This window comes from Chitinophaga filiformis (assembly GCF_900102545.1).
Classification (GTDB): Bacteria; Bacteroidota; Bacteroidia; order Chitinophagales; family Chitinophagaceae; genus Chitinophaga; species Chitinophaga filiformis.
The window spans coordinates 590,551-608,182 of sequence record NZ_FNBN01000001.1 but is presented as its reverse complement, the minus strand read 5'-3'; the positions used below and the strand labels follow the sequence as shown (position 1 = coordinate 608,182).

Here is a 17,632-nt window from a genome sequence, read left to right as displayed (position 1 = left end):
GTTCTCAGATGGCTTCTTACCTGTGTTGATCTTTAAATAGAGCGCTTTATAATCAAAGTTTAAAGGACCTGTTCTGCATAACACATGCCATAAGCACTTCAATATATATGGGAGAATTTTCCATTATATACTTATGTAGTCATTTGAACGAAAGCCAGCCGCGACAGTATTATGATTCCTTGGGTCGTACTATATCTACTTTGTTCTTCGCAAAGTGCTGGATATCAGTTCTCTTGCAAATGTTTGAACAAGAAGCTTAATTATATCCTGGATTCTGATGACCTACAAGATTCGGATTGCCGATAATTTCATTTGCTGGTAGAGGGAATAATTGGTCGGTAGATTGCCAACCTGGTTTAATAATACCCAACACTTGATCAGCCCGCCCAGTTCTTTTAAGATCAAACCACCGATGGCCCCATTCAGTGAATAGCTCGTGTCGTCTTTCATTTTCAACCGCCAACAGTGCTGCAGCTTTCGATAGGGATAACGAAAGTTGGGTAAATTGTTCTGCAGGTACGGCACTCAGATCAGTTGATCGTTTACGAATAATGTTTAAATCGGAAATTCCCTCACTTATCTTTCCCAACTGAATTCGTGCCTCTGCCCTAATTAGATATTGCTCGCCTAACCTTAGAACCGTTGCATATTCCTTCGTTGGCTCATTTTCCAACCCGATCTTATATTTGTATGGATAATAAAAAGTTTTTCCATTTACAATGATACTGTCAATCCAATTAATTTTTCTTAAATCATGTGCTTCAAAGCTACTAGCTAATCTTTCACTTAAGCTGACAGGAACTCCTATCTGTGGCCATGATGGCAACAATTTGAATACTTGTCCATCTCTTGTATTTGCAGTTTTGTTTGCAGCTGTGCCCACGGGCTGCAATTGCCAAATTGCTTCTCTATTGTTCATTAAAAAAACTGAACCAATTTCCACAAGCTCATAAAGATTATGATTGTCTATTAGTGATGAGGATTCTAATTCTGCCTCAGCATACTTCTCTCGAAAAAGATATACGCGTGCCAGTAAAGCACTTGCAGCTGACTTATTAGGCCTAATTCGCTCATCCGTTTCACTCACTCCATCATTTGCAATATAGTTTTCACTTAGTAGCGCTTTTGCATCTTGTAAATCTTTAATTATTTGAGTATAAATTTCAGTAATTGATGATCTAGGTAAAAGGCTATTTGTTTTATAATCAGATGTTATAGCAAGAGGAACGTCCCCATATATATTCGTTAAGTAAAAATAACAGAGTGCCCTAATAAACTTTGCCTCTCCTAATAATTGGCTTCTTATTTGCGGTGACAACAATTTTCCCGCGGGTATATGTTCAATTGCTGAATTACTAATGAATATCATTTTGTATATATATGCCCAGGTATTCTCTTCTGGCGATATATTATTTGCATAATATTGAACATAATAACTGATGCTTTTGTCAAATAACTCAAGTTCGTCACTTGTTAAACCAGTAGTAAAAGAAATGTTTGTTAGCCATCCCGTACCGGTATTTATATCCGACTTACTCATGTTTGTATAAATTCCTGTAAGTACAGCAATGGCACTGCTATTTTCGTCGAAAACATTTTCACCGTTAGTGTTCGTAATTGGCGAATCGACATCCAACAATTTAGTACAGTTTAGGTTTATCGCGAAAAAGAGGATAAGAAATAGATACGACATATCATGTTTTATCTTTGTCTTCGTAACCGTTCTCGTTCCTGATATATTGCTGTCATAGGTGCCCAGGTTGCTAGCATAATTATTTTGTTTACGTCGGGCCGGTAGCTTAAGAGTACAGTAGGCATTTACTATCACTTTTGTTGGCGTTTGTTGTACTATTTTGTCCGACTTGTGCCTTCTTCCTAACAATAGGTGGATGATGCATTTATTTATTTGTTTTATAGTGTACTTCATTTTATTTTTTTTAATTGTTTCATTTTATTTTGCCGACTCAGCATTCTCTCGTTGTCATATCTGCTGGGCGACAGCAGATGTAGGAACAAATTATCAAAGTGGTATATATATCCGATCGGAATGCCCAGATATATAACATATCTTTAGATCACTTCATACAGATCTGTCGCCGATATTTACGGTTTCCTAGCGGGACTAAAGGGACAAGTATGAAGGATGTACAGATAGTAGCACTAATATTTGGTGCATTAAAAAAGAAAACTTGAGTGCTCTTTGAGCTTCATTTAAAGAAGCTGCTTAAAGGCGAAAGAGCTGAATTACAAACCAACTTGAATTCCGACTGTTATCATTTTTAACGGTGGTATTCCTCTCAAAGACCTATTTTCGGGATCGCCTCCAATATATTTAGTAATTGTCAGCAAATTTTGCGATTGCAAGTAAATTCTAGCAGTTTGAAGTTTCGCTTTGGAAATTAGCAATGTTGGCAATTGATATGATATAGAAATATTTTTCAGTCTAACATAGGATGCATTCGAATAAGCTTTGTCACTTTGATTCGCCAATTGCCATTTTGATGAAAGTGAAGGGTCTGTGCTAAATTTTTGAATTGGTTTATCATCTCCTTTTTTTTGCCAACGATCTAAAACAGATGTTACTTCATTCGAAGGGGTTGCACCTGGTAAGTAGTTCCCAAATATGCCGTTTCCGGCAAGCTGCTTTACAAACTGGAAAAGGAAGTCTAGGCTAATTCTTTTATATACAAAGCTGTTTTGTACCCCCCCATAATATTTCGGGTTTTGGTCAATATAAACGGTCTTATCTAGGCTCGCATCTGGCATGGAAGTCGCTTTCCCATTTCTGTCTGCGACAGTATATAATCCAGTATTTTTGTCGACACCTAAAAGATGGTAAACTTTTATTACACCGAGTGGTTTGCCAACAAATTCGTCTTTTACGGCAACATCTATCCCCTTGTAGCCAAGTAACTTATTTCTTGGTATTGTTAAATTAAATGAACTAGTCCACGTAATATTTTTGTTTTTTACGTTAGTCGTATTTAAACTTATTTCAAATCCTGTATTTTGAATTGTAGCTGGTAAATTAGTTCGAATTCCAGATCCGCCAGTAATTGAAAGTAGTGCTTGTGTGGACAATTGATTTGAAGATCTATTTCTATAATATGTTAAGCTTATAAATAAAATGTCATTTGATATGCCCAAATCAAGAGTTGTGGAGAGTTTACGTGTTGTTTCCCATTGAAGATATGGATTAGGGAAGTTGGAGAATGGCTCCAATCCTATTATGCCTTGGTAATTTGTGCCAAGTGTGGTTGTATTTTGATATAAGTTTAAGTAACTGTAGTCCCCTATCTGATCATTTCCAGTCGCCCCATAACTGGCCCTTATCTTTCCGAAGCTTAAAATACGTGAAAATGGTTTTAGAAATTTTTCATTACTGAACACCCATGAGGCAGCAATAGAGCCAAAGCTATGAAACCTGTTTTTTCTACCGAATCTACTAGATCCATCCCTTCTTACTGACGCAGACAGCATGTATTTACTATTATATTCGTAGTTTAGACGCCCAAAGACGGCGCCATATTTATAGTTCGATAAGATAACAGCATCTTGAGCATCGTCAACTATTATTGATGACGCTGATTTGATATTGAAAATTGCCTCGTCTGAAGAAAATCCCTCTGCCTTTAGATTTTGTCGATCTTTGTTTTGCTGCTGGATTGAGCTACCTATAAGGATGTTTAATTCACCCGAGCCGATATTTTTTTTATAGGTCGCTTGAGGCTCTATTATCCAGTTGCTAATTTCAGCTGTATTGAAGTTTGCAGTGCGAGGGACATATGGCATTATAGAGGGCGGTAATGCGTTAGTTGGAATTGCATAGATCTCATTTGATTGAAGTTGATTATAGCCAAAACTACTTTTTAACTCAAGTCCATTGATGATTTCATAGCCGATTGTCGCATTTGCTACTAGGTTTTTGGTTTTGTTTGAATAAATTTGACTAGCTAAATATAATGGATTCAAGAACGTAATTTCACCATTGTAGTATTCATAGTTTAGGCTTCCATCAGTATTGTACAGTTTGGGAGCATTAGGAGCCAAAGTGTAGGCGGCTGTGGCAAGTACGGAAGTACCACCTAGTTGGTTATTGTCGGAAACATAGTTCCCTGAAAACGAGAACTTAAACTTTTTGTTTTCGGAAGTGGAGTTCAGATTTAAATGAAGTGATGCTTTTTTGTCAGAAAAGTTTAGTGGGGTTACTGTTCCTTCTTGTTGAAACCCGCCGCCAAATAAATATTGACTGGTTTCTGTACCTCCAGAAATAGTTGAATATGCATTTAGATATTTAGCAGTTCCACCAAGAAACTCATTTTGCCAATCGGTGTATCTATTTTGATCCCATACGCCATTAATGTCGAATTCATAATCGGGATATGTTGTGATCCCATCATTGGCAAACGCCTCTTTTCGCATTTCCAGGTATTGGGGAGTATTGAGAAGTTTCACCTTCTTAGAAACTTTTCCCCATCCGTTTTGAATGTTTACATTCACAGATGTTCTGCCTGGTTTCCCTTTCTTAGTTGTTATTATAATTGCTCCGTTGGCCGCCCGACTTCCATATATTGACGTGGCATCCGCATCCTTTAATACATTTATGCTTTCGATATCCTGGGGATTGATGAAATTTAATGGATTGCCTCTAGTGCCAGGTGAAGTTCCAGCAGCTCCGGGCCCAGAATCACCTAATTCATCAGTCAAACCTGGTAGAAGCTGGGATGTGTAGGGTACTCCATCAATAACATAGAAGGGATCATTACCGCTATTGATGCTGTTTTGACCTTGAATAATAATTTTCACTCCACTTCCTGGCACTCCTGCGGATTGCTGAATAAATACACCCGGGATTCTTCCCGACATGGCCAAGAGAGGATTAGAGACGGGAGACTTTTCAATATCACTTGCCTTTATCGTGCTTACGTTACCTGTACCTTTTCTGCGAGAACTTTGACCGTATGCTATTATTTGTGTTTCATCAAGTACTCCTATATATCTTTCGAGCTCAATAATCCCGATAGAGCTTCTTCCCTGTACGGGTAATTCTTTTGTCAGAAATGCAACATTACTGATAAGCAAATAAGAGCTAGGGCGCACACTATTTAGTGTAAAGTATCCGTCCGATTGCGTCGTACTGCCTATCCGAGTCCCTTTTACCAAAACGGTGGCGCCTGCAATTGGTTCACCTTTTTCATTGATTACCCTACCGTTAACAGATATCGTACTGTCTGGCTTATCTGATTCTGTTAATAGAGTAGCTTTTTTGCTTTTTCGAATCGATATATATGTCTCTTCAACTGACCACTCCAAATTTTTATTACCAAGGATCTGCTCTAAAGCTTGGTGAATCGAGGCGGCCTTAAGATTAACTGGAATTTTTTCTTCGTCGTTTACTATTGAGTTCGTGTAATAGATTCTTTTACCTGTTTGTTGTTCTATTTTCTGAAAAATGATATGTAGCGTATAAGTGCCGGAAAGTGTGATTTTCTGATCGGCCTGTGTCTTTCCCAAGCAATATGTAGCTACCTGTAAGTAAGGTAGGAAAAAGAAAAGAAATAATGGCAATCTCATCGCATTCGATTTTGGTTGGTTATAGTATTTATGGTATAATTTATTATATAGTGTATACTCCCGTCTATAAGGTATAGTTTCTTGAGATTCGATTAGATGTTAAGTATACCTAGACAATCACTATATTATTATAGTATCGATTTGATGTCTTATGTACCACTACTTGAGATAAGAAATTGTTCAACTTAACAACGTTATTCGGTTTGTTAACTTGGTATTAACATTCTGTAGGCGCATTGCCTTGCGACGAAGCTGGCAATTGGAATCGGTTCATCTATGAGGGAATTAATAGATTACCAATAAAATCAACGAAAGCCTTGAGCATGACCTCTAGTTATTTACCCCACAACCTGATTGATCGGAAAACTAAAAATATCAATAAGGATGCGAGCTTCTTAAGAGGAGCTGGAATTGGATAACTTTGCTTGTAAGCGGAGCTATTTAAAGTTTTATACCAATTACTCTTTAGCTGTTATCAAATCCAAGGTGCCAATCTTCTCTCCTAGGTTGCCTGGGAAATATGAGCGAAAATACCTCTGCATATTAAAGATTGTTCAATGGGAAGATTTTACATAGGAATGTACAATTTTGCCGGTAACTCACAGTGGCATGTGATTGCATTGGTGATCGTAATTCAGTCGCCCAGGTAAAATGAAATCTGAACAAATTCTCTATGTACTATTTTAATACCTGATGATACTATATGCTAGATATATTGTTTTAGTTACTTTTATGGAAGATGATTCAATGCACTATGAAAGGTTAATGGACCACAGCGTTAATTATATAATTAGTAGGCTCACCCTATTTCATAAATCATGTTATTCTGGTGATTTTAAACCTTGACAAAATGACGCAATGACTAGTCGGCTTCTAAGAAGCTCTTTATAATTAAGATGAAATATATAACGTTATATGTAACTTATAATGTGCCAGTGTCTTGAATTTCTGAGCTTGTAACTCAGAAATGATGAAGAGATAATAATTAAATAGAATTGTATTATGCTGCTAGTTGCCATGAGGGAATTTCCACTGCAATAACAGGGCGCACTGCAGTGCAATAAGCAAGATCATCAAAAAAAGGGCCGCCTTGAAGCTTGAGATGGCTAACACAGAGTATTAATGATAACAATCAGATTCCCTTTTTTCGAGATGTATGGATATGGCTGTTATCACTTTAATAGAAGACTAACAGCTGTGCATTAAGCAGATGAACACTGGTGATGCCAGAATAAATAACTGCTATATAGTAAAAGCCTGTGTTGACTTGCAAGCAATTACTGGCATGGGGTAGCCGAAAACCATTAAAAGAGAGTAGGCATATCATTTGTTAACTAAAATTTAGCCTTTTAATTTACAAAGGCAATTTCTTTATGACAAAAGCCAAAGTTATATTATCAGGTGTAGCCCTATTCGCATTAATTGGGGGCGCGTTAGCTTTTAAAGCTGCACGAGTTTCAAATACGTTCTTTAGTAATGGAACAACGCTTACAACCACAGTTCTTGGAGGACCATTGGTAGAACAAACCTATTGTACCGTTGAGTTTCAGACGACATACACTACAAGAGTACTACCTTTAGCGTTTTCAACGACTACAACTTGGTCAACCACGAGCATTCCAACTACAACATGTCCTCAGATTACGATTTATAGAACCAATTAAGTAATCGAAGGATATTGGTTAAGTCGACCATTAATTGATTTAATAGGATAGAAAATACTATTGTCAATTAGTACTTAATCCATATTGCTGCGGAGACGTAAGTTCCCCGCAGCTTTACTCATTTATTAGAAGCAGTGCTGTGTTTATATATATAAGTTGTCTACCAAGCACTAATATATGTTCCTTGTCAATTTTAAACAACATCTATTCGCATGGCTAATACATTAAGAAAGCTACGTTTAATCAACAAACTTACTATTCGAATATGTCCTATATTACATGTATTCGCGCTTATAATAAGAATGAATTTCGCGAACAGGTGTTAATTCCTGAGCATTCAATGACATTGCTATATTCGGCAATAAATTTAATACAGGATAATACAGTATTAGTGTTAGTATTTAAGGTCTACTATTGCTACTGTCTAACTCCAAACCGGTATTCATTTGTTTCATCTCGGGCGGAATTCCAACTGTCATCCATTTAGGTGGTAGTGAATTTCTTAAATAGTAGTCAAAAAATTGAGCTAGTCGTAGGTTGAAATCATCAAGGTTTTTGCCTGGATTTATCCCATGCCCACCCCCATCATATTGTAACAGCCACACTCTCTTATTGAGTCTTCGTAGTAACCTAAAGAACTGAAGACCTTGGTAAAACGGGACGGCTCCATCGTCCAAATTATGCTTGATTAATAACGGTGCAGTTATATTGTTGGCAGCGAACAAAGGCGATTCATTTATATACCTTTCCGGCACTTCGGTCAATAAACCGCCTTCTTGTGATTCTACACTTGGAAGGTTATAATTATCTGAAATTCTATCAGAGAAACCAGCTCTGCTTATTTGATCAGAAAATCCGGAACCTGTGAAGGCGGCGGCGAAAATGTTGGTGTGAGTCACTATGTAATTGACTTGTTCCCCCCCCCAACTAGAACCTTGCACGCCAATTTTATCTCCGTTAATATACTTGCACGTTTCTAATAATTTTTTAATGCCCGAGACTACAATTTGAAGTGAGCTTTGCAAGTTTGAATGAGGTTTTCTATAATTCACATCCGGTACAAATACAAGATATCTGTTGCTCACTAGCCACGCAGCAGGCAGCCAATTAAAAAAGCCATTTTTTACACTACTTTCTGCTGGTTCCATAAAAGAGTTGATCTGATCTGAGCACGAATTATATACGTTTACCATCAAAGGGTATTGTTTATTAGGATCAAAATCTTCAGGTTTGTATAATATACCACTACAACTTCTTCTATCAGGGCCTTCCCACGTAATTAATTCTGCAGTCATCCAGTTATAATTATTCTCAGGGTGTGCATTGGATAGCTTGGTGAACGTTTTGAAATCATTGGTTGCAAATAGATTGGGAGATTCATTGTTAGTTTCTCGGGTCAGTATATATGTATTTGAATTTGTTGCTTTCGTAATTATTGGATGGTCTCCGCCATAGTAATATCTTCCCATATTGAGTTTACTTGGAACTTCGTTTTTCGAAAGATCTAGGCTATAAAACCCCCATTCCTTATTTTTTTCATTAAAAGTATTCAGTAGCAAATGCCCTTCTTTATATTTAACTGGTATTATATTATATACAAGCTTATTTTCTCTTCCGAATCCTTTTGTCAAATTGACCGCGGGGGCTTTCCCACTGGCATCGAGTTCCCATAAGTCATAATCATCTCTAATAATAAAGGAGTTCCCTTCGAGCCAGAATATATCGAACGGAAGGATTTCAATACCTTCATCTAGAGTTGTAAAAGTAATTTGCCCGTTTTTCGAAATGATTTTGGTTTCACCATTATTAGTGTTGTAAGATTTATAACAATTTATGTTATTGTCGGCTATTATAATGTATCTACCATCAGGAGACATTTTTGCTTCCAATGACTTTCCCCCGATCTGTTTATCAACTAGTTTTTTTTCTCCAGTTTTCATTGAAATGCAATAAAGTGTGGCTCTGGCATTTTTATTCCATGTAGCTTCCCACAGGAATTGTCCGGCACGGTATTCAATCAAAGCAAAGTCTCCTTCAGCTGACACTAAACGTTCGCTTTTTTCAGTTAGATTTGTTATCACATGTTCCCCTGTAGTACTGATAGAGAACAATGATTCATTTATCCTATTTTTCGAAAGATAGGGGTTTGGATAGTTGGCATCCTTATAACTCCATACATCAACTTCTGCTAATGTCTGATTAATTGCAGGTGCTGGCTCTAGCTTTTTAAAAAGATTGTGGTTACAATTTTCCATAGGGGGGACAAATTCTATTTGTTGATCTTTAAGACCTTCCCATATTTTTTTCCTCGTACTTGTTTTAAGATCATACCAATAAAGTACGGGTTGATTGTGAGTGGCCTCAATATTCAATATAAGTGCATTTCCGGTTGCCGATAATGTAAAATTTATCACATTCTCAATGGAATCTAAGTTTTTATTGAAGATTGATTGGATTATAATCCTTTTATTATTGATTCTTGACTTCTGTACATTTATGTTTTTCAATGGTTGGTGCTGTGGAATTCTCGATACGAGACCTAGTTCACTTTGGGTTTTAAGGTCAAGTTCGATTGTCTGGCCATCAGATTTTGTTATCAGTGCGGATCTATCTTGATTAGTAAATCCAGAAAAAATAGCTCCAACATATTTTTTTTCCCAGCTATTGTCTGTCGGTTTAATTGTAAGCGTTTTATTGGTAGTCGGCTCGTTTTCTGTCATGAAAGCGATGTAATCGCCTTTAGAGCTAATTTCATATCTACCTACCTTGCTCCACATTTTATAGGTTTGAAGAGTTATTTCTGGCTTTTGAGCTGATAAGTAGCTTGCTGTACATGAGTAAAACAGTAGTAGAAGGAACGCTGGTTTCATAAAAGTATGTGTGATATTAGTATTAAAAATAGCAATAGATGATGATGTTGCTTCGCGGTTAGAAGGCAATGTTGATTTGATTCGTTTGTTATATAGTATTGAAATTAGTTAGAAAATACCACATCGGATGAGAAGGTAGTTGACCAAGTGGCATTCTGATCTAATGGGATTAAATATATACATTCCAACGCTGTCCTGAATACTTTAGCTCATTATGTTACTACATGGGCGCTAGCGCTGGTCGGATTTCTTGTTGCGTCTTTTTTCTGACTAGCCTTAAGCATAGCAGTTTGTAGTCAACCCTTTACCCGATCTCGGCTTCTGCTCATCTCTGGTAATATATAAGTTAGCTGATCATTGTTGGGGGACATTGGGTGAGAAGTTCATAAATATTCCGTATCTGTTGCGTGAAACCTTATTTACCCTATTATGTTGAGCCTATCTTTGTACATGTTAAGCTTCCGATATATGACTCTAAAGGAGCCATTGATACTTCCAAAAAGTAGCACAGTAATGAAAAAAAGGTGCTTGATGTGTGGTATTAATGACCGAAGGATTATTGTGCGCTATACTTAAATATATACCTTTTTTGTATTTCTACCTAATTGTATCTCTACATCGTAGATACATTCAACGATGTAAATTTAAATATGTGACGTTAGCTATCTTAAATTTCTCCAGTTGATAAGTGTGTTTAGTCGCGTCGATTTCGGACTGATTATTATTTAATACTCTTATTACAGTCCGAGATGTTCTTTTTATTCGCATAAACTAGCAAGGATTCCGCATCTCTAATGTGTATCTATGTTCTCCCTTTTTTGCATATAGCGTAAACTATATTTTTGTACTAGCATGGCTCAGGTAAAGCACTGTTAATTGAATATCCCGAATAAACCCTAACAAGGCGTCGATATCCAAGGTTGATTTGCAGGATATTTTAATACATTACTTGTTGCAGGGAAGGCCAAAATAGCCAATAGAATGATAGCCTTTCGAGGTTCGGCTGTGAACGCGAATACATATATTCTAGTTATTTTTTCTTCACTACTAAATTTTAGTTTATGCGTAAAGCAAGATCAATTTTACTAGCCATAGTTTTTTTTGCTCTGATAGGTGGCCTTTTTGCCTCTAAAATGAGTAGAATTATCGCGGTATTTTATAGCAACGGAACAACCCTTACTACAACTACTCCCGGAGGTCCATTGGTAGTAAGAACTTATTGTACAGTTGTTTTTTTTACGGTGTATACGACAATAGTAATTCCTGGGGCATTTTCTACCACAACTCGTTTGTCTACTACAAGTATTCCAACAACCATATGTCCCTTAATTACAATATATGTGACTATTTAACTTCGAGAGATAAGCAAATAGTAGTTACACTAATAAGTCATATTGTACCGTCCTGGCCTATATTCACATGATGGAAGCCAACGCAGGTCATGATTCAATACGATATTTTTCATGGTGGCAGGTATTCACCTGCCGCCATTGTCTTCTCTTTGATATGCCCCCTGGAGAAGCCCTTTTAATGTTATGTTTTCGATGGCTTTACGTTCTAATAGATATTTAACTTCTTTGGCATCAAACTAGCTTCGAGCTAACGATACTGACCTTCGTATTCTATTCTTCGGAATTGCAATATTTATTTTGAAGATCTAAGATTAACAAGACGCTCTATTAAGATGTTTACCTATTTGATAGATAGTCAATAGATTGGCTCGTGAAACTGTAATCGCCCCTGATGATTAAATATTCTCTATCTGGTAACTATAATTTTTTATTCCTATTTATATTGTGCTCGTAAGTCTTTTATGTTAACCTGCGATATATGACACTTAAAGCCCCTTTACTCCCTGCGGATTTTTTTAAGAATATTTGGGACGACAAAGAAAGCCGGATTTGTTTAATTTTATCTGTACTAATGACCGGGATATTGTTGTTTGTTATAATTAAATTATATCCCTTCCCCAATTTTTTACCAGACTCGTACTCTTACATAGACGCTGCATACAACAATGTAAACATAAACATGTGGCCAGTGGGTTATTCCAAATTCCTCCGCTTCATTAGTGTATTTAATCGTTCGGACACCGGACTGGTTATTGTTCAATATTCATTATTACAGCTGGCAATACTATTTTTTTTATTCTCAATAAAATACTTATTACAGCCAGGCAAGTGGACAATGAGAGTATTATTTGCCACCCTTATCCTAAATCCGCTCTGGCTTTATATCGCCAACTTTGTCTCCAGCGATGCCTTATTTGCAACTTGCAGCCTTTTATGGATAACAAGCCTATTTTGGATATTGTATCGCCCCACTGGTAAGATGTTCATCTTTCATGCATTAGTATTGGGATTTGTGTTCTCTGTGCGTTACAATGCCCTATATTATCCCACTATAAGCATTCTGGTAGTGCTACTGGCAAATGGAGCAATTAAAGAAAAGTTGTTGAAATTAGTTATTGTTATTGTTCCTGTTGGCTGGTTCTTGCTTTACACAACACTTACATTTAAAGAAAGACTGGGAATCGCCACATTTTCCCCTTTTGGAGGATGGCAGATGGGAAGCAATGCCCTATTTATGTACGCTCATGTTCCGCCAGTCAATAGAGGAACTGTCCCAAAACAGTTCGCGAGAATTCACTCCATTACCGTAAAGCACATGGATTCCCTCAACCGACTCAAACAACGGCCCGATCAGGAACTGGGCATCTATTACCTATGGGATGATAAAGCTCCTCTAAAGTTGTATTTAATCGATAAATACAGAAAAGACAGTACTACACCCTATCTCAAACGTTGGGCATCTGTCTCAAATTTTTACGGCCAATACGGTGCCTGGTTAATCAAACAGTATCCAGGCGAATTCCTTCGCTATTACATCTGGCCTAATTTTATAAATTACTATTCTCCCCCTACAGAGTTTTTAGGAATGTATAATATGGCAAGCGACACTGTCGATCCCGGCGCAGTAAACTGGTTTGGTTATAAATCAAACAAAGTTCATCACTTCTCTAAGAACAAATTGATCATTATCACTGCCATATTTCCGCTGTTACTAGCCATGATCAACGTAATCTTCTTCTTTGGATTTATCGGATTTGTCGTCCTTGGGGGCTTTTCGAAAGTCAGCACTTATTACAAGACAGTATTATGGATCATGCTGCTAATATGGCTCAGTAACCTGGCGTTCAGTGTTTTCGCTTCACCGATAGTGTTGCGGTACCAGGCGTTTCCATTCATTTTCACGCTTGCCTTTGCCGGTTTGCTGCTGGAATTTGTGATCAGACAAAGCTTCCAGGAATCTAAACCTGCAAAAGAGGACGTAGAACCCGTCGCCGACCCGGCAATATAATATCCGCTTTCTCCTAACAATTCGGAACGCATACTGTGGTATTTTAGAACAGTTAACCACGACCCTTGAGGCGCCCTGTTTACAATTATTCAATGCCATATTATGGAATCTAAAAGAAATGCCATTATCATCGGAGCGGGCCCCGCAGGATTGACTGCCGCTTATGAGATGTTACAACGCACAGACATTATCCCCATTATATTAGAGAAAAGCGGAGATATAGGCGGTATCTCAAAGACCATTAATTATAAAGGGAACCGCATGGATATCGGTGGGCACCGGTTCTTTTCGAAGTCTGACCGGGTAATGCACTGGTGGTTGAATATCCTGCCTTTGCAGGCTGGTAGTGAGGAGTCTTTTAAGATTAAGTATCAGAACAAGTCGCGGGATATCAACAGAAAAGACCTGCCTGAAAATCTAAAGAGCAATGATCCTGATAAAGTAATGCTGGTACGTAAGCGTTTGTCCAGGATCTACTTCTTACGCCGCTTCTTTACTTATCCGATTACTTTATCGATAGATACACTCAGGAAATTAGGAATAGGCAGGACCATAGCCATCCTGTTCTCCTACCTCTGGGCACAGTTATTCCCTCGTAAGCCCGAAAAGAGCCTGGCCGATTTTATGATCAACCGCTTTGGGAAAACCTTATACCATCTCTTTTTCAAGGATTATACAGAAAAGGTGTGGGGAGTACCTTGCGATGAAATCCCTGCGGAATGGGGGGCACAACGTATCAAAGGAGTAAGTATCCGTAAGGCGATAGAGCACGCCATCCAGGAGCTTAGTAAAAAGAAGAAAAAGGTAACAACGGATGTTGCTCAGAAGGATACAGAAACCAGCCTGATAGAACAGTTCTTTTATCCAAAACTTGGCCCCGGGCAATTATGGGAAGAAGTAGCCCGCCAGGTGCAGGAGATGGGAGGCATTATCCACATGCATCATGATGTAAAGCATATTTATACGGATGATCATAAAGTAACGGCTATCACAGCTGTTAACAATCAGACTGGTGAAGAATTATCCCTGACGGGGGATTATTTCTTTAGCACCATGCCGGTAAAAGAGCTGATTGGAGGAATAGTAGGAGAAGTGCCAGAACCGGTTAAAGACATTGCCTCCAAACTACAATACAGGGATTTCATTACCGTGGGTATTCTCCTCCGTAAGCTTTCTTTCCTGGATAAACACACCGGCGAATGGAAGCCATTGAAACTGGAAGATACCTGGATCTATATACAAGAGAAAGACGTAAAGGTGGGACGGTTGCAGTTATTCAACAACTGGAGTCCGTATATGGTAAAGGACCCGGATACCGCCTGGGTAGGTATGGAGTTCTTCTGTAATGAAACAGATGATTTCTGGAAGCTACCTGATACAGATATCGCAGCATTAGCCATCAGAGAGCTGGAAAAAATTGGCCTGGCTACATCAGAGAATGTGCTCGATAGCACGGTGCTGAGAGTAGAAAAGACCTATCCGGCTTATTTCGGTGCTTATGCTCATTTCGATAAGGTAAGGGCTTATACTGATCAACTGGAGAATCTGTTCCTCGTTGGCCGTAATGGAATGCATAAATACAACAATGCCGACCATTCCATGCTGACAGCAATGGTAGCGGTTGATAATATAATTGAAGGTATCACTACTAAAGATAACATCTGGGCCATCAATACAGAACAGGAATACCATGAGGAAAAATCCGCAGATGCGGCGCCTGTAGCTGCAGCACCTAAGCGTGTGCCTTCATTCAAAGAATTCCTGTGGGATCTGCCCTGGAACAAAGCACTTGTCTGGTTCGCAGGATTAGCTGTCATTGTCCAGTTTTTCATCTTCAAACATTTATATCCTTCAGCAGGGTTTATTGATGGGGATTCTTATGTATATCTTGAATCTGCTTATGGGAATTTTAGTATCAATACCTATCCTATTGGGTATTCTAAATTCCTGCGTTTCTTCAGTACGTTCACCATATCAGACACCGCACTGGTTGGATTCCAGTATTTATTGCTGCAAGCCAGTGCCCTGGCCCTTGTATTTACATTGGCATACTTCTACAAACCTGGAAAACTCACATTCGGAGTGCTCTATGTCGGAATGGTATTCAACCCGGTATTCTTGTACATGGCGAACTATGTATCCAGTGATTCATTATTCTTAAGTCTGAGCCTGATATGGTTTACCTTGTTACTCTGGATACTTCACAGGCCGAATCAAACCTTAATCATACTACATGCTGTTGTTATTCTCCTGGCATTCACTGTAAGATATAATGCCCTGTTCTATCCAATTGTTGCAGCGCTGGCATTTATCATCAGCCGTCAGCCATGGAAGAGGAAGGTAGTGGGCATTTTGTCCAGCGTCATTCTCATAGCAGGATTTGTGTGGCATACCAGTAACCAATATGACCGCCTAACCGGTATCCGGCAGTTCTCGCCTTTCAGCGGTTGGCAGATGGCGAATAATGCTTTATATGCGTACAGGTTCGTGCAAGACGAACCGCCACCTCCAATGCCGGCTAAGTTCAAACAGCTGGACAAGATGGTGCGGACCTATTTCGATACTACCAGGAATATTTTTATGCATCAGCAGGAGATGATGATCGCTAATACATGGTACATGTGGGATCCCAAATCTCCGCTGCAGCAATACATGTATCGTAAGTTCCAAAAGGACTCAACGGCTCATATACTAAAGAAATGGGCTTCTGTAGGACCGCTTTTCGCCGAATATGGCTCATACCTGATCAGGCAATATCCTACCACATTTGCCCAGTACTATTTACTGCCTAACACCATGAAGTACTATGCCCCACCAGTAGAATTTCTGGACACGTACAACATGGGTAAAGACAGTATAGCGCCAATAGGGCAGATGTGGTTTGGCTATGAATCCAGGAAGCTGAAAACACATTTCAAAGATCTGAAGGTGACAATACTCAGCTTTTATCCTATCCTGGTAGGCGTAATGAATGTAGTATTCTTATTCAGCCTGGTGGGATTTGTGATATTGCATGGCATCAAACATAACAGAGCTTTATCAATAGGTTTGCTACTGGCCTTCGGCCTCTGGATCATCAATTTTGGATTTAGTGTATTCGCATCCCAGATCGCCTTGCGCTTTCAGATGCTCCCGATATTAATATTCTTTTCCTTTGGATTGCTACTGCTGGATTATATCTGGAAGGCAGCCAATAATAAAATACAATCGTAATGAGATCATTGTTGTTCGTTTTGATATTAGCCGGAATAGGAATAGCCAGTTGTACGAGATATAAGCGTGCCTTGCCTCCTGGGATAGATAAAGACCTGCCGTCTTTTAATATCCAGCTGCTGGATACTACTGTCAAATTGAATACAGCCAATATCCCGAAAGGGAAAACAGTTGTGTTATTCTTCTTCGGGCCGGATTGTCCTTATTGTCAGGCGCTGACAAGGGAGATCACCAAGCGGATGGATGAGTTAAAGGATGTGCGCTTTTACATGGCGACTATGTCAGACTTTAAGGAAATCCAGATGTATGATACCTTGTTTAAGTTGGATCAATACAAGAATGTGACTATTGGAAAAGACATAAAAGGCTTTTTCGTGACGTATTACAAGGCACCAGGTTTCCCATACCTGGTGATCTATGATAAGAAGAAAGAGTTCAAGCAGATTGTGGTCGGCGGAGTAGGGGTGGATTCATTGAAGAAGGTAATAAACTCTTAATAAAGCGCAAATTTAGTATGAAACCATTCATTGATCCTGGTGACATTTTATTGGAATTCTGGCAAAGAAAAGCTTATAATCCTGCACCGTATGCTGAAGTGAAAGGCTTTTTCTTTACAGGGGAAGAAGAAGCGAATAACCCCGATGGTGTAAATCTTCTTAATCATTTTCTGACCTTACTGGAAAGGGATGCTTATATGGTACATTCCAGCCATGAATATACCAATCCTGATGGTACGCCAATGAAGATATACTCGCTTACTCCTTTGGGAATTGAACTTGGTAAGCGCTTAGTGATGTAGGTGGTTATTTATTACTTAAGTCTGTCATCGCTGCATCCATCCGGGAATACTTTATTTTTCAAATACCCGTTATCATTTAAGGGAATAGCTTTAGGCATTCAGTTTAAGGCTATTCCCTTTGTCAGTCTATGTGATCATTTTGTTAGGAAGCC

Annotated in this window: 7 protein-coding genes; 4 read left to right on the top strand and 3 right to left on the bottom strand. The window is 38.5% G+C overall.

Going from position 1 to position 17,632, the window contains the following annotated elements:
• Positions 1–256: 256 nt before the first annotated feature.
• From BLR32_RS02465 to BLR32_RS02450, 3 genes are all read right to left on the bottom strand, one after another.
• Complete coding sequence (locus BLR32_RS02465) at positions 257–1,927, bottom strand: RagB/SusD family nutrient uptake outer membrane protein (protein ID WP_089828653.1); 1,671 nt, start codon at positions 1,925–1,927, stop codon at positions 257–259.
• A 317-nt stretch (positions 1,928–2,244) separates the two neighbouring features.
• Complete coding sequence (locus tag BLR32_RS02460; protein WP_089828652.1) at positions 2,245–5,574, bottom strand: SusC/RagA family TonB-linked outer membrane protein; 3,330 nt, start codon at positions 5,572–5,574, stop codon at positions 2,245–2,247.
• Positions 5,575–7,639: 2,065 nt separating this feature from the next.
• A complete protein-coding gene (locus tag BLR32_RS02450) occupies positions 7,640–10,108 on the bottom strand; it encodes an alpha/beta hydrolase family protein (protein WP_089828650.1) in 2,469 nt (822 codons plus the stop codon).
• 1,830 nt (positions 10,109–11,938) lie between these two features.
• Between BLR32_RS02450 and BLR32_RS02440 the strand changes: the two genes are divergently transcribed.
• From BLR32_RS02440 to BLR32_RS02425, 4 genes are all read left to right on the top strand, one after another.
• Entirely contained in the window at positions 11,939–13,468 is a 1,530-nt protein-coding gene (locus BLR32_RS02440; RefSeq protein WP_089828648.1) for a hypothetical protein, read from the top strand.
• A gap of 102 nt (positions 13,469–13,570) precedes the next feature.
• Complete coding sequence (locus BLR32_RS02435; RefSeq protein WP_089828647.1) at positions 13,571–16,681, top strand: NAD(P)/FAD-dependent oxidoreductase; 3,111 nt, start codon at positions 13,571–13,573, stop codon at positions 16,679–16,681.
• Positions 16,681–17,178 (top strand): TlpA family protein disulfide reductase, encoded by a 498-nt coding sequence (locus BLR32_RS02430; protein WP_089828646.1) that lies wholly within the window; start codon positions 16,681–16,683, stop codon positions 17,176–17,178. Before BLR32_RS02435 ends, BLR32_RS02430 begins: the two co-directional genes overlap by 1 nt.
• A gap of 17 nt (positions 17,179–17,195) precedes the next feature.
• On the top strand, positions 17,196–17,480 hold the full coding sequence (locus BLR32_RS02425) for a hypothetical protein (protein ID WP_089828645.1): 285 nt from the start codon (positions 17,196–17,198) through the stop codon (positions 17,478–17,480).
• Positions 17,481–17,632 lie beyond the last annotated feature (152 nt).